This is a genomic window from Streptomyces sp. NPDC041940, from assembly GCF_055589465.1.
On the sequence record NZ_JBVJBP010000007.1, the window covers coordinates 120568 to 133633 of the forward strand.

At 72.5% G+C, this 13066-nt stretch carries 9 protein-coding genes; 7 read left to right on the plus strand and 2 right to left on the minus strand.

Annotated elements, in window-relative coordinates; translation table 11 throughout:
* Positions 1-33 precede the first annotated feature (33 nt).
* A complete protein-coding gene (locus ACZ6I3_RS14780) occupies positions 34-2262 on the plus strand; it encodes a serine/threonine-protein kinase (protein WP_469414731.1) in 2229 nt (742 codons plus the stop codon).
* A 59-nt stretch (positions 2263-2321) separates the two neighbouring features.
* Here ACZ6I3_RS14780 and ACZ6I3_RS14785 read toward each other — a convergent pair whose 3' ends face one another.
* The gene (locus ACZ6I3_RS14785; RefSeq protein WP_469414733.1) at positions 2322-2867 is read right to left on the minus strand and encodes a GNAT family N-acetyltransferase; all 546 of its coding nucleotides are present in this window, start codon (positions 2865-2867) and stop codon (positions 2322-2324) included.
* 92 nt (positions 2868-2959) lie between these two features.
* On the opposite strand from ACZ6I3_RS14785, the gene ACZ6I3_RS14790 reads away from it, so the two are divergent.
* Positions 2960-4537, plus strand: a complete 1578-nt coding sequence (locus tag ACZ6I3_RS14790; RefSeq protein ID WP_469414735.1) for a phytoene desaturase family protein — start codon at positions 2960-2962, stop codon at positions 4535-4537.
* 7 nt (positions 4538-4544) lie between these two features.
* Here the strand turns inward: ACZ6I3_RS14790 and ACZ6I3_RS14795 are convergent, their stop codons facing one another.
* The gene (locus ACZ6I3_RS14795; protein ID WP_469414737.1) at positions 4545-6335 is read right to left on the minus strand and encodes a serine hydrolase domain-containing protein; all 1791 of its coding nucleotides are present in this window, start codon (positions 6333-6335) and stop codon (positions 4545-4547) included.
* Between the two features lie 138 nt (positions 6336-6473).
* Between ACZ6I3_RS14795 and ACZ6I3_RS14800 the strand changes: the two genes are divergently transcribed.
* The 5 genes from ACZ6I3_RS14800 (at position 6474) to ACZ6I3_RS14820 (ending at position 13027) form a co-directional block, all read left to right on the plus strand.
* Positions 6474-7586, plus strand: coding sequence for an NAD(P)H-dependent flavin oxidoreductase (locus ACZ6I3_RS14800; RefSeq protein ID WP_469414738.1), 1113 nt, complete (start codon positions 6474-6476; stop codon positions 7584-7586).
* Complete coding sequence (locus ACZ6I3_RS14805; protein WP_469414740.1) at positions 7583-9133, plus strand: acyl-CoA synthetase; 1551 nt, start codon at positions 7583-7585, stop codon at positions 9131-9133. The genes ACZ6I3_RS14800 and ACZ6I3_RS14805 overlap by 4 nt, the downstream gene beginning before the upstream one ends.
* Before the next feature lie 102 nt (positions 9134-9235).
* Entirely contained in the window at positions 9236-10495 is a 1260-nt protein-coding gene (locus ACZ6I3_RS14810) for a DUF418 domain-containing protein (protein ID WP_469414742.1), read from the plus strand.
* A gap of 106 nt (positions 10496-10601) precedes the next feature.
* Positions 10602-12125, plus strand: a complete 1524-nt coding sequence (locus ACZ6I3_RS14815; protein WP_469414744.1) for an acyl-CoA synthetase — start codon at positions 10602-10604, stop codon at positions 12123-12125.
* Between the two features lie 59 nt (positions 12126-12184).
* Positions 12185-13027 carry an alpha/beta fold hydrolase gene (locus ACZ6I3_RS14820; protein WP_469414746.1) on the plus strand — a complete coding sequence of 281 codons (843 nt, stop codon included), beginning with the start codon at positions 12185-12187 and terminating at the stop codon, positions 13025-13027.
* The last annotated feature ends 39 nt before the right edge of the window (positions 13028-13066 follow it).

A 13066-nucleotide genomic window follows, 5' to 3' on the forward strand; every position in this document is an offset into this window, starting at 1 on the left:
GGCGAACAGCTACCGGGGGGAGCGTCGCGCGACATGGGGGAGACCAGGCTCATCCACGGCCGATACCGGCTGCTCGATCTGATCGGGCGCGGCGGCATGGGGGAGGTGTGGCGGGCACGGGACGAGTCTCTGGGCCGGCACGTCGCCGTCAAGTGCCTCAAACCGCTGGGCCCCAACCACGACCACGCCTTCACGCGGGTACTGCGGGAGCGGTTCCGGCGTGAGGCCCGGGTGGCCGCCGCGCTCCAGCACCGGGGCATCACCGTCGTGCACGACTTCGGCGAGTCGGACGGCGTCCTCTACCTCGTCATGGAACTGCTGGACGGCCGCAACCTCAGCCAGCTCCTGGAGGACAACAAGCAGCATCCGCTGCCGGTCGCCGACGTCGTGGAGATCGCCGAGCAGGTCGCCGCCGCGCTGGCGTACTGCCACGAGCAGAACATCGTCCACCGCGACCTGAAACCCGCCAACATCGTGCGCCTCGGCGACGGCACCGTGAAGATCTGCGACTTCGGCATAGCCCGCCTCGGCCACGACATCGGCTTCACCTCCCGGCTGACCGGCACCGGCATCGCCATGGGCACCCCGCACTACATGTCCCCGGAGCAGATCAGCGGCACCGAGGTCGACCAGCGCAGCGACCTGTACTCGTTCGGGTGCGTGCTCTACGAGATCGCCACGGGCGTACCGCCGTTCGACCTCGACGACCCCTGGGCGATCCTTGTCGGCCACCGCGACACCCCGCCCCGGCCGCTGCGCGAACACCGCCGCGAAGTGCCCGAATACCTGGAACGCGTGGTGCTGGACCTGCTGGCCAAGGAGCCCGGCCAAAGACCCGACGACGCCCGCGAGCTGGCCCGCCGGATCAGCATGCACCGGGCGGCGCCGGCGTATGTCCCGACCGTGCTGGCGGCCCGTCCCGCGCCTGACGCACTGGCGGGAGCGGGCCGGCTGCCGTCCTGGACCCAGGGCATGACCACCGGCCACAAGGCGGCCGGCGCCGGGCTGCGCACCGCACCGCCGGACCCGGCGGCCGGGCTCTCCGGCGAATGGATCGCCCGGCCCGCCGCCGGCCCCGTCGAGGAACCCGTCCCCGAGGAACGGCCCACCCCGTCCCCGGACGCCCTGACCGTCCTGGCCGGCCGCCACAACGCGGGCCTCAGCCTCGGCCGGCTCGGCCGCTGGGCCGAAGCGGGAGAGGTGCACCGGGCGGTCGCCGCCGAACGCGAGCACCTCCTCGGCCCCGACCACCCCGACACCCTCGCCAGCCGCTACGAGGTCGCCTTCACCCTCAGCCGCACCGGCCGCGCCCAGGACGCCCTGCGCGAGTACAAGCACGTCACCGAGGCCAGGATCCGCAGCCACGGCGCCGACCACCCCGACACGCTCGCCGCCCGCCAGGAAATGGCCTACGCGCTCGGCCAGCTGGGCCGTCCCTTCGACGCCCACCGGGTGTACACCTCGGTGCTCACCGCCCGGGAGCGCACGATGGGGCCCGACCACCCCGACACCCTGCGCTGCCGGCACAACCTCGCCTTCAACCTCAGCCGCCTCGGCCGCCTGGAGGACTCCTACCGCATGGCCCGCGAGGTGGCCTCCGCCCGTGCCCGGGTGCTCGGCACGGACCACCCCGACACCCTGGTCACCCGCTACGAAGTCGCCTACGCCCTCGGCCAGTTGGGCCGATGGCCCGAAGCCCTGGAGACCTACCGTGAGGTCGCCGGCGCCCGTGCCCGTGCCCTCGGCGCCGACCACCCGGACACGCTCGCCGCCCGGCACGAGATCGGCATCAGCCTGGGCCGCCTCGGCCGCAGCGCGGAGGCCCTCGACCTCTACCACGACCTGGCCGAGGACCGTACCCGCGTCCAGGGCCCCACCCATCCCGAGACCCTGCGCGCCCGCCACGGCCGCTGCGTCAACCTCGGACGGCTGGGCCGCTGGGAGGAGGCCCTCGCCGAGTCCCGGGACGTCGCCGCCGTCCGCGAGCGGGTCCTCGGCCCGGACCATCCGGACACCCTGGTCAGCCTCCGCGAGGTCGCCGTCGGCCTGGGCTGGCTGGCCCGCTGGGCCGACGCGCTCACCGAGTACCGGCGCGTCGCCGCCGCCCGCGAGCGCGTCCTCGGCCCCGACCACCCCGACACCCTCGCCAGCCGCAACGACGAGGCGCACTGCCTGCAGCAACTGGGCCGCGGCGCCGAAGCCGTGGCCCTCTACCGCCGGGTGGCGGCCCTACGGGAGCAGCGGGCGTCGGCCGGGCGGTGACACACGGGGCAGCCAGGTCGGACAAGGCCGACCTCAAGGAGTGGCCATGACCGGCCACCTCACGATGGCGCTGCGTAGCAGCGGATGGCCACCGTCTGCTCCGGACTCCACTCCTGCTCGACCGTGCCCATCAGCTCCCAGCCCAGCCGCTCATACAGGGCTGCCGCCGCCGTGTCGGATGCCACGACGTCGAGCACCGGGTGCAGGCCACTCCGCCGCGCTTCCTCCACTGCTTGGCCGATCAGCAGTGCACCGATCCGATGTCCCCTCGCCTGCGGGGCAACGAACAACCTGCTGACCACGGCGGTCATACGCCGAGTCGCCCCGTTCCGCTCACTCCACAACGCAGGGGCCACGTCGTCTTCGCCGCCATGCGACAAGCTGACATGCCCCACCAGGCCGCCTTCGAGTCCGGCGACCCAGGAACCCAGCAACGGACCGCGTGACAGCCACTCGCCTGGCTGATCGGGCCAGTTCACCGGATAGCCGTCGCACGCGTGGACCTCCGCGAGGGCCCGTACGCACTCCTCGACATCGCCATCAGCCCTCGGCCGGACCCAACGGCGCGGACTCTCATCAGGCACCCCGGAGTTCTCGATGTTCACTCCGGCATGGAAACACGGGCCACAGAGCCGCAACCAGCCACTTTCGCTACCGGCCCGTGGCCGACCCGGATCACCCCGTGTTACGAAGAACCATGACCGCACCCGAGGGACCCCGCGCACACCGGACGTACGACGCCGTCATCGTCGGCGGTGGCCACAACGGCCTGGTCGCCGCCGCCTACCTGGCCCGGGCCGGCCGCTCCGTGCTGGTTCTGGAGCGGCTGGACCACACCGGGGGCGCGGCGGTGTCCACCCGGCCGTTCGCCGGGGTCGACGCCCGGTTGTCCCGGTACTCGTATCTGGTCAGCCTGCTGCCGAAGAAGATCGTCCGGGAACTCGGCCTGGACTTCCGCGTCCGGACCCGCACCGTCTCCTCCTACACGCCCGCCGAGCGTGACGGCCGCCCCACCGGGCTGCTCGTCGGCGGTGGCGAGCGGCGGACCAGGGAGGCCTTCGCCCGGCTCACGGGGTCGGACCGCGAGTACGAGGCCTGGCAGGAGTTCTACGGCATGACCGGCCGCGTGGCCCAGCGGGTCTTCCCGACCCTCACCGAGCCGCTGCCCACACGGGCGGAACTCCGCGACCGCCTCGACGACGAGCAGGCGTGGCGGACGCTGTTCGAAGAGCCGATCGGTGTCGCCGTCGAGGAGCGGTTCGCGGACGACCTGGTGCGCGGCGTGGTCCTCACCGACGCGCTCATCGGCACGTTCGCCGACGCCCACGACCCCTCGCTCAAGCAGAACCGTTGCTTCCTCTACCACGTGATCGGCGGCGGCACCGGCGACTGGGATGTCCCGGTCGGCGGCATGGGCGCCCTCACCGACGCACTGGCCGACACCGCACGCGCCGCCGGCGCGGTCATCGCCACCGGCCACGAGGCACTTCGCATCGCCACGGACGGCCGTACGGCCGAGGTCACCTACCGTACGGCCGAGACCGAGGGCACCGTCGCCGCCCGCCATGTCCTGGTGAACGCCTCCCCGCAGGCCCTGGCGGAACTGACCGGCGACACAGCCCCGGCTCCCGCCGAGGGCGCCCAGCTGAAGGTGAACATGCTGCTCAAGCGGCTGCCGACGCTGCGGGACAGCGCCGTCGACCCGCGCGAGGCGTTCGCCGGCACCTTCCACATCGCCGAGGGCTACGGCCAACTGGCCACCGCCCACGCCCAGGCCGCCGCCGGTGACCTGCCCGCGGCGCCGCCCTCCGAGATCTACTGCCACTCGCTCACCGACCCGACCATCCTCGGGCCGGATCTCGCCGAGCAGGGCTACCAGACCCTCACCCTCTTCGGTCTGCACACCCCGGCCCGCCTGTTCGAGCGGGACAACGACGCCGTACGCGAGGAGCTGCTGAAGTCGACCCTCGCCCAGCTCGACGCCCACCTGGCCGAGCCGCTCGCCGACTGTCTGGCCACCGACGCGGACGGCCGGCCCTGCATCGAGGCCAGGACACCGCTCGACCTGGAGCGGGACCTCGGCCTGCCCGGCGGCAACATCTTCCACCGCGACCTGAGCTGGCCCTACGCCGAGGACGGCACCGGCCGCTGGGGTGTGGAGACCGGCCACGCGAACGTGCTGCTGTGCGGTGCCGGAGCGGTGCGCGGCGGCGGAGTGAGCGGGGTGCCCGGGCACAACGCCGCGATGGCGGTCCTGGAGAATGACCCCCGGTGACAGCTCCTCAGTCCGCCGACGGCGTCCACCCCACCGCCTGAAGGCGCGACGCGTCCGCCGGGCGGGTCTCGTCGAACAGGACGCCGTCCGCCGTCTCGACCCGCAGCCCGTCCACGTAGCACCCGCGCCCGACATAGAGCCGGTCCGTCGCGTACCGCCAGCGCACGGCAAGCCCGCGTGCGGTGGGGAGGTCGGCGGTGAGCCGGTGCCAGACGCGGCCGGACCAGCCGGTGACCGAGCCCGACGGATGCTGCCGGGGATCGTCGCCCCGGCGGGACGTCGTGAAGGGCACCGGCCGCCACGTCGTGCCGCCGTCGGTCGTGGCCTCCAGGACCAGGACGTCGGCCTTCGGCTCGGTGTCCCACCACAGCGCGCAGCGCAGCCGCGCCCCGCCGGCGGACGTGTCGAGCGCGGGGAGAGCGAGCGTCGCTGTCGTGGAGACCGCCATACCGGAGAACCAGGCGTCGCGCCCCCGGGCCGGCCGGACCGGCACCGCCCGCGCCAGGTTGTTCGCGGCCGCGACCCGAGGGGCGGACCCGGAACGCCAGCTCCGTACCGGATGGACGGAGTTGCCGAGTACGACGAGGAAGGAGTCGGTCGTCGGGTCGAGCACCAGCGAGGTGCCCGTGAAGCCGGTGTGCCCGGCGGTGCGCGGCGTGGCCATCGCGCCCATGTACCAGTGCTGGTAGAGCTCGAAGCCGAGGCCGTGCTCGTCGCCGGGAAAGGCGGTGTTGAAGTCGGTGAACATCAGCTCCACCGACTCCGGCTCCAGGATCCGCCCCCGGCCGTAGACACCGCCGTTGAGCAGCGTACGGCCGAGGACCGCGAGGTCCCACGCGTCGGAGAACACACCCGCGTGGCCCGCGACCCCGCCCAGGCTGAAGGCGTTCTCGTCGTGCACCTCGCCCCACACCAGGCCCCGGTCCAGGCCGGACCACGGAGGGCGTGCGTCCTCCGTGGCCGCGATCCCCGGCCGCCAGGACGCGGGCGGGTTGTAGCGGGTGCGGCGCATGCCGAGCGGCGCGGTGATCTCGTCCCGCAGGAGGGTGTCCAGAGAGCGGCCCGTGATCCCTTCCAGCACGAGCTGGAGCGAGACGAGGTTCAGGTCCGAGTAGAGATACGCCGTGCCCGGCGCGCTCACCGGCTTCTCGTTCCAGATGAGCTGGAGCTTCTCCTCGTACGTCGGCGCGCTGTACAGCGGGATCCACGCGCGGAAGCCGGAGGTGTGCGTGAGGAGCTGACGGATCGTGACGTCCTGCTTGCCCGCACGTCCGAAGTCCGGCAGGTACGAGGCGACCTTGCCCTCCAACCTCAGCTTGCCCCGCTCGATCTGCTGCACGGCGAGGATCGAGGTGAACAGCTTCGACACCGACGCCAGGTCGAAGACGGTGTCCTCGGCCATGGGGATCTGCTCGTCCGGTGGGAACTCCACACCGGTGTCGGTCTTCTCGTCGTAGGCCCGGTAGCGCACCGCCATGCCGAGGGGCCGGTGCAGGGCGACGGTGCCGCGACGCCCTGCGAGCAGGACGGCGCCCGCGTACCAGGGGTGCGCGGGGGAGGGGCCGAGGAACGCCTCGGCGTCGGTGACCAGCCGGCGAAGGTGCGAGGAGAGCAGTCCGGCGCGTGCGGCGGAGCCGTGCCGCAGGGTGGGGTGGTGACGTGTCGCCGGGGCGGCCGCGGCGGGCCCCGCGGGCAAGGAGGCGAGGGCGAGTGCACCGCCCAAGGCCACGGCCCGTCTGCCCAGTTGCCGCCGGGTCGGTTCAGCGGACGCCGCTCTGTCTGCCGCTCCCTCGGTCACCGCACGCCCCTTCGCCTCGACCGTCTCGCATGTCCCCGAAAGTATGTTCCTCGCACGCCTCCATGAATCTGACCGGGAATCTGACGGTGTATCAGAAAACCCCTTCCGTCCTCCGGAGGACTCCGGCATCCTGCGCCCATGCAGACGGAGCTGAGCCAGAAACTGGGAGTCGAGCACGCCGTCTTCGGCTTCACGCCGTTCCCCGCCGTCGCCGCGGCCATCAGCCGGGCCGGCGGCTTCGGCGTGCTCGGCGCGGTCCGCTACACCGCCCCCGACGAGCTCAAACGCGACCTCGACTGGATCGAGGCACATGTGGACGGACGGCCGTACGGCCTGGACGTCGTGATGCCGGCGAAGAAGGTCGAGGGCGTGACCGAAGCCGACGTCGAGGCGATGATCCCCGAGGGGCACCGGCAGTTCGTCCTGGACACCCTCGCCAAGCACGGCGTGCCCGAGCTCGCCGAGGGCGAGGCGTCCGGCTGGCGCATCACCGGCTGGATGGAGCAGGTCGCCCGCAGCCAGCTCGACGTCGCCTTCGACTACCCGATCAGGCTCCTCGCCAACGCCCTCGGCTCCCCGCCCGCCGACGTCGTCGCACGCGCCCACGACCAGGACGTGCTCGTCGCCGCGCTCGCGGGCAGTGCCCGGCACGCCCGCAAGCACCGGGACGCCGGGATCGACATCGTCGTCGCGCAGGGCTACGAGGCCGGCGGCCACACCGGCGAGATCGCCTCCATGGTGCTCACCCCCGAGGTCGTCGACGCCGTCGCCCCGCTGCCCGTGCTGGCCGCCGGCGGCATCGGCAGCGGACAGCAGGTGGCCGCCGCACTCAGTCTCGGCGCTCAGGGCGTGTGGCTGGGCTCCCTGTGGCTGACCACCACGGAAGCGGACCTCCACTCGCCCGCCCTGACCCGCAAACTGCTCGCGGCCGGCTCCGGCGACACCGTCCGCTCCCGCGCCCTGACCGGCAAGCCCGCACGCCAGCTGCGCACCGAGTGGACCGACGCCTGGGACGACCCGGCGGGACCCGGCACCCTGCCCATGCCGCTGCAGGGCCTGCTCGTCGCCGAGGCCGTCTCACGCATCCAGAAGCACGAGGTCGAACCGCTGCTCGGCACCCCCGTCGGGCAGATCGTCGGCCGGATGAACAGCGAACGCAGTGTCCAGGCCGTCTTCGACGACCTCACCCGCGGCTTCGAACAGGCCGTGGACCGCGTCAACCGCATCGCCAGAAGGAGCGGCCAGTCGTGAGCACACCCGCAGTGGGCTTCTGGGCCCAGGCCACACAGGACCCCGGCCGCACCGTGCTCGTCGCGCCCGACGGCGAGGAGTGGACCGCGGGGCGCCTGCACGCCGCCGCCAACCGGCTCGTGCACGGCCTGCGTGTCGCCGGACTCGAACGCGGCGACACCTTCGCCGTGGTCCTGCCCAACAGCGTCGAGTTCCTGACCGCCTATCTGGCCGCCAGCCAGGCCGGGTTCTACCTCGTCCCGGTCAACCACCACCTGGTCGGACCGGAGATCGCGTGGATCGTCTCCGACTCCGGCGCCCGGGTCCTCCTCGCCCACGAGCGCTTCGCCGACGCGGCACGCGCCGCAGCCGACGAGGCCGGTCTCCCGGTCACTCACCGGTACGCCGTGGGCACCGTCGAGGGCTTCCGGCCGTACGCCGAACTCCTCGACGGACAGCCCGAGTCGGCGCCCTCCGACCGCACGCTCGGCTGGGTCATGAACTACACCTCGGGCACCACCGGCCGCCCCCGAGGCATCCGCCGCCCCCTGCCGGGGAAGCCGCCGGAGGAGGCGTACCTGGGCGGTTTCCTCGGCATCTTCGGCATCCGGCCGTTCGACGACAACGTGCACCTGGTGTGCTCGCCGCTCTACCACACGGCCGTCCTGCAGTTCGCCGGCGCGTCCCTGCACATCGGCCACCGGCTGGTCCTGATGGACAAGTGGACGCCCCGGGAGATGCTGCGCCTCATGGACCACCACCGCTGCACCCACACCCACATGGTCCCCACCCAGTTCCATCGCCTGCTGGCCCTGCCCGACGAGGAGAAGGACCGCTACGACGTCTCCGCCATGCGGCACGCCATCCACGGCGCCGCGCCCTGCCCCGACCACGTGAAACGGGCCATGCTCGACTGGTGGGGCCCCTGTGTGGAGGAGTACTACGCGGCCAGCGAGGGCGGCGGCGCCTTCGCCACCGCCGAGGACTGGCTGAAGAAGCCCGGCACCGTCGGCAAGGCCTGGCCCATCAGCGAACTCGCGATCTTCGACGACGACGGAAACCCGCTGCCGCCCGGCGAACTCGGCACCGTCTACATGAAGATGAACACCGGCGGTTTCTCGTACCACAAGGACGAGGCCAAGACCCGCAAGAACCGCATCGGCGACTTCTTCACCGTCGGCGACCTCGGCCACCTCGACGAGGACGGCTATCTCTTCCTGCGTGACCGCAAGATCGACCTGATCATCTCCGGCGGCGTCAACATCTACCCGGCCGAGATCGAGTCGGCCCTGCTCGCCCACCCCGCCGTCGCGGACGCCGCCGTCTTCGGCATCCCGCACGACGACTGGGGCGAGGAGGTCAAGGCAGTCGTCGAACCGGCCCCCGGACACCGGTCCGGACCCGCCCTCGCGGCCGACCTCCTCGACCACTGCACCCACCGGCTCGCCGGGTACAAGCGGCCCAGGAGCGTCGACTTCATCGCCGAGATGCCCCGCGACCCCAACGGCAAGCTGTACAAGCGGCGGCTGCGGGAGCCGTATTGGGAGGGCCGGAACCGAACGGTGTGAGGTGACGCGGCGGCTTTGGTCGCACAGACGTCATCCTTTGGTCGGAGGGCGCTCGCCCTCCGGCCGATGTCCCGCCCTGCCCCGCTTTCCTAGCGTGACGACATGACGATCGCGACCGAAGAGGGACCGCTGAGGCGGGGAGCCATACGGCCGGGCGAGCGGGCCCTCGCCCCCGATCTCGCCCGCGGGATCATGCTGCTGGGCATCGTGCTGTCCAACACCGCCTTCCACCTCTGGGCGGCCCGGCGCGGGCCCTCCGGATGGCAGCCCGTGGACGGCTCGTGGCTCGACCACGCCGTGCAGTTCATCATGATCATCGTGCTCGACCTGCGGGTCTACCCGCTCTTCGCCTTCCTCTTCGGCTACGGCATGACGCAGCTCTACCTCCGTCAGACCGCCGCCGGCACCGACCCGCGCGACGCCACGAGAATCCTGCGCAGGCGCAGCCTCTGGCTGATCGTCATCGGCCTGACGCACGCCGTCCTGCTGATGGCGGGCGACATCATCGGCTTCTACGGAGTGCTGAGCCTCGTCCTCGGCCTGGCCTTCCTGCGACGCGGCGACCGCGCCCTGACACGGTGGATCGGGATCGGAGTCGCCCTGATCGTGCTCGTCTCGGCCGGGCCCGCACTCTCGGCCCTGCTCCGGGGCGAGCTGGGCACGTTCGGCGACGCCGGGGCCGACCCGGGCTTCAAGGCGTACGCGGCGCAGGAGGGAAACTGGCTCACCGCGGCGGGCACCCGACTCCAGACCGGCCTGTTCGTCACCTTCGTCGCCGCCCCGCTGACCCTCGTCGGCGGCGGGTTCATCCTCTTCCTGCTCGGCTTCCGGGCCGCACGGCGCCGCATCCTGGAGGAGCCGGGCCGCCACCGCACACTGCTGCGCCTGACGGCGCTGCTCGGCATCGCGGTCGGCTGGCTCGGAGCGCTGCCCGCCGCACTCGCCCACATCGGCGTCCTGCACGTACCGGACGACATGCAGAGCGAGTCCGGGGCGCTCACCGTGCTCCGCGACATCACCGGCAACGCCGCGGGCCTCGGCTATGTCGCGGCCGTCGCCCTCTTCGCGCACTGGTGGACCACCCGCGGGCCCCGGCGTGGAGCGACGGCGGTGGCCGCGGTGACTGCCGTCGGCAAACGGTCCCTGTCCTGCTACCTCGCCCACTCGCTGCTCTTCGCCCCGGCGCTGGCCGCCTGGGGACTCGGCCTCGGCGAGCATCTGGGCAGCGCCACCATGGCGCTCTTCGCGTTCGCCGTCTGGCTGGTCACGGTGGCCGGAGCGTACGCCCTGGAACGCGCCGGCCGCCGGGGCCCCGCCGAAACGGTGCTGCGCCGGCTGATGTACGGCCGCCGGGCGGGATGAACGGGGTGCCGCCCCACCGGGAGCGGCACCCCACCGGAAGCGGCCCCGTCCTGGACCACGCGAGGCGACTTGACCTCCCCCGGACGCCGACCCAGGATCGACTCTCATGACAACGCCCGGACACGGCAGCACGGTCGACGGAGTCCTACGACGCAGCGCCCGGCGCACACCGGCGCGCGTCGCGGTGGAGTACGGCGAACGCACCTGGACCTACGACGAACTCGACACCGCCGTCTCCCGCGCGGCGAGCGTCCTCCTCGACCAGGGCCTGTCCCCCGGGGACCGGGTCGGCGCCTACGGCCACAACTCCGACGCCTATCTGATCGCCTTCCTGGCCTGTGCCCGGGCCGGCCTGGTGCACGTGCCCGTCAACCAGAACCTCACGGGCGACGACCTCGCCTACATCGTCGGCCAGTCCGGCAGTTCCCTGGTCCTCGCCGACCGGGACCTCGCCGGCCGGCTCCCCGACGGCGTACGCACATTGCCCCTGCGCGACGCCGACGACTCGCTGCTCGCGCGACTGGCCGAGGCGCCCGTGTACGACGGCCCCGAGCCGCGCGCCGAGGACCTGGTGCAACTGCTGTACACCTCAGGGACCACCGCCCAGCCCAAGGGCGCGATGATGACGCACCGGGCCCTGGTGCACGAGTACCTGAGCGCCATCTCGGCCCTCGACCTCAGCGCGGGGGACCGCCCCGCGCACTCGCTGCCCCTGTACCACTCGGCGCAGATGCACGTCTTCCTGCTGCCCTACCTCGCGGTCGGCGCGACGAACCTCGTCCTCGACGCACCCGACGGCGACCGGCTCCTCGACCTGGTCGAGGCGGGCCGCGTGGACAGCCTGTTCGCCCCGCCCACCGTCTGGATCGCCCTGTCCAGCCGCCCCGACTTCGCCACCCGCGACCTGAGCGGTCTGCGCAAGGCCTACTACGGGGCGTCCATCATGCCGGTCCCCGTACTGGAACGGCTGAAGGAACGCTTCCCGAAGCTCGCCTTCTACAACTGCTTCGGCCAGAGCGAGATCGGCCCCCTCGCCACGGTCCTCGCCCCCGAGGAGCACAAGGGCCGCATGGACTCCTGCGGCCGTACCGTGCTGTTCGTCGACGCGCGCGTGGTCGACGAGGACGGCGAGGACGTACCCGACGGCACCCCCGGTGAGATCGTCTACCGCTCCCCGCAGCTGTGCGAGGGCTACTGGGACAAGCCCGAGGAGACCGCCGAGGCCTTCCGCGACGGCTGGTTCCGCTCCGGCGACCTCGCGGTCCGCGACGCGCACGGCTACTTCACGATCGTCGACCGGGTGAAGGACGTCATCAACTCCGGCGGCGTCCTGGTCGCTTCACGCCAGGTCGAGGACGCCCTGTACACCCACCCCGAGGTCGCCGAGGCCGCGGTCGTCGGCCTCCCCGACGAACGCTGGATCGAGGCCGTCACGGCCGTCGTCGTCCCGCGCGGCAAGGTCACGGAGGCGGAACTGGTCGACCACGTCCGCGAGAAGCTGCCGCACTTCAAAGCGCCGAAGAGAGTGTTCTTCGTGGACGAACTCCCGCGCAACGCCAGCGGGAAGATCCTCAAGCGGGAGCTCAGGAAAGACCTCGGAGGCGGGACGGGGGCGGTAGCGTCCGGGTAGGCACGAGAGGCTGACAACTCCGTTGCCACCGGCCGTGCTTGCGCCTGATGATCGACCGCATGCCGATCTTCAGCGCCCCGGACGGGACCCGACTCGCCTGCCACATCCGCGGCGAGGGCGAGCCGCTCGTCGTGTTGCCCGGCGGCCCCATGCGGGCCTCCGCGTACCTCGGGAACCTGGGCGGACTGGACGCGCACCGGCAGTTGGTCCTCCTCGACCTGCGCGGCACGGGCCGGTCCGAGATCCCGGCGGATCCGACGACGTACCGCTGCGACCGGCTCGTGGACGACGTCGAGGCGTTGCGGCGCCACCTGGGCCTGGAGCGGATGGACGTGCTGGCGCACTCGGCGGGCGGGAGTCTCGCCATGCTCTACTCGGCCCGCTGTCCGGACCGGTTGGGACGGTTGGCCCTGGTCACCGCCACACCTTGGGCGCTGGGCCGGCCGGCGACGGCCGAGGACCGGCTGGCGGCGGCCCGGCTGCGCGAGCCGGAGCCCTGGTTCGCGGACGCCTTCCCGGCGTTCGAGGCCTGGCTGGCCGGCAGCGCGGACTTCGACCCCGTGTTCCTCCCGTTCTTCTACGGACGCTGGGACGACGCCGCCCGGGCCCACGCCGACCGTGAGGAGGACGAGACCAACGACGACGCGGGTGACCTCTACGGTGCGGACGGCGCCTACGATCCGGATGCGACCCGGATCGCGCTCGCCGGCGTCTCCGCCCCGGTGCTCGTACTGGCGGGTGAGGTCGACGGCGGCCCGCGTCCCAGCCTCGCCCGGCGCGCCGCCGAGGTCTTCCCGGCGGCCGAGTTCGCGGTCCAGCCGGGGGCGGGGCACTACCCGTGGCTGGACGACCCGGAGTGGTTCGTGCGCCGCGTGGCCGACTTCTTCTCCGGAGCGGCGTGAGGCTTCCTTCTGCTGTCGGCAGAGAGGGCCCTGCCTGCT

Bases quoted from the DNA above. Each gene is read 5' to 3' on its own strand.
- ACZ6I3_RS14780 (WP_469414731.1), top strand. From the start codon at position 34: ATGGGGGAGACCAGGCTCATCCACGGCCGATACCGGCTGCTCGATCTG.
- ACZ6I3_RS14810 (WP_469414742.1), top strand. From the start codon at position 9,236: ATGACGATCGCGACCGAAGAGGGACCGCTGAGGCGGGGAGCCATACGG.
- ACZ6I3_RS14815 (WP_469414744.1), top strand. From the start codon at position 10,602: ATGACAACGCCCGGACACGGCAGCACGGTCGACGGAGTCCTACGACGC.
- ACZ6I3_RS14800 (WP_469414738.1), top strand. From the start codon at position 6,474: ATGCAGACGGAGCTGAGCCAGAAACTGGGAGTCGAGCACGCCGTCTTC.
- ACZ6I3_RS14820 (WP_469414746.1), top strand. From the start codon at position 12,185: ATGCCGATCTTCAGCGCCCCGGACGGGACCCGACTCGCCTGCCACATC.
- ACZ6I3_RS14790 (WP_469414735.1), top strand. From the start codon at position 2,960: ATGACCGCACCCGAGGGACCCCGCGCACACCGGACGTACGACGCCGTC.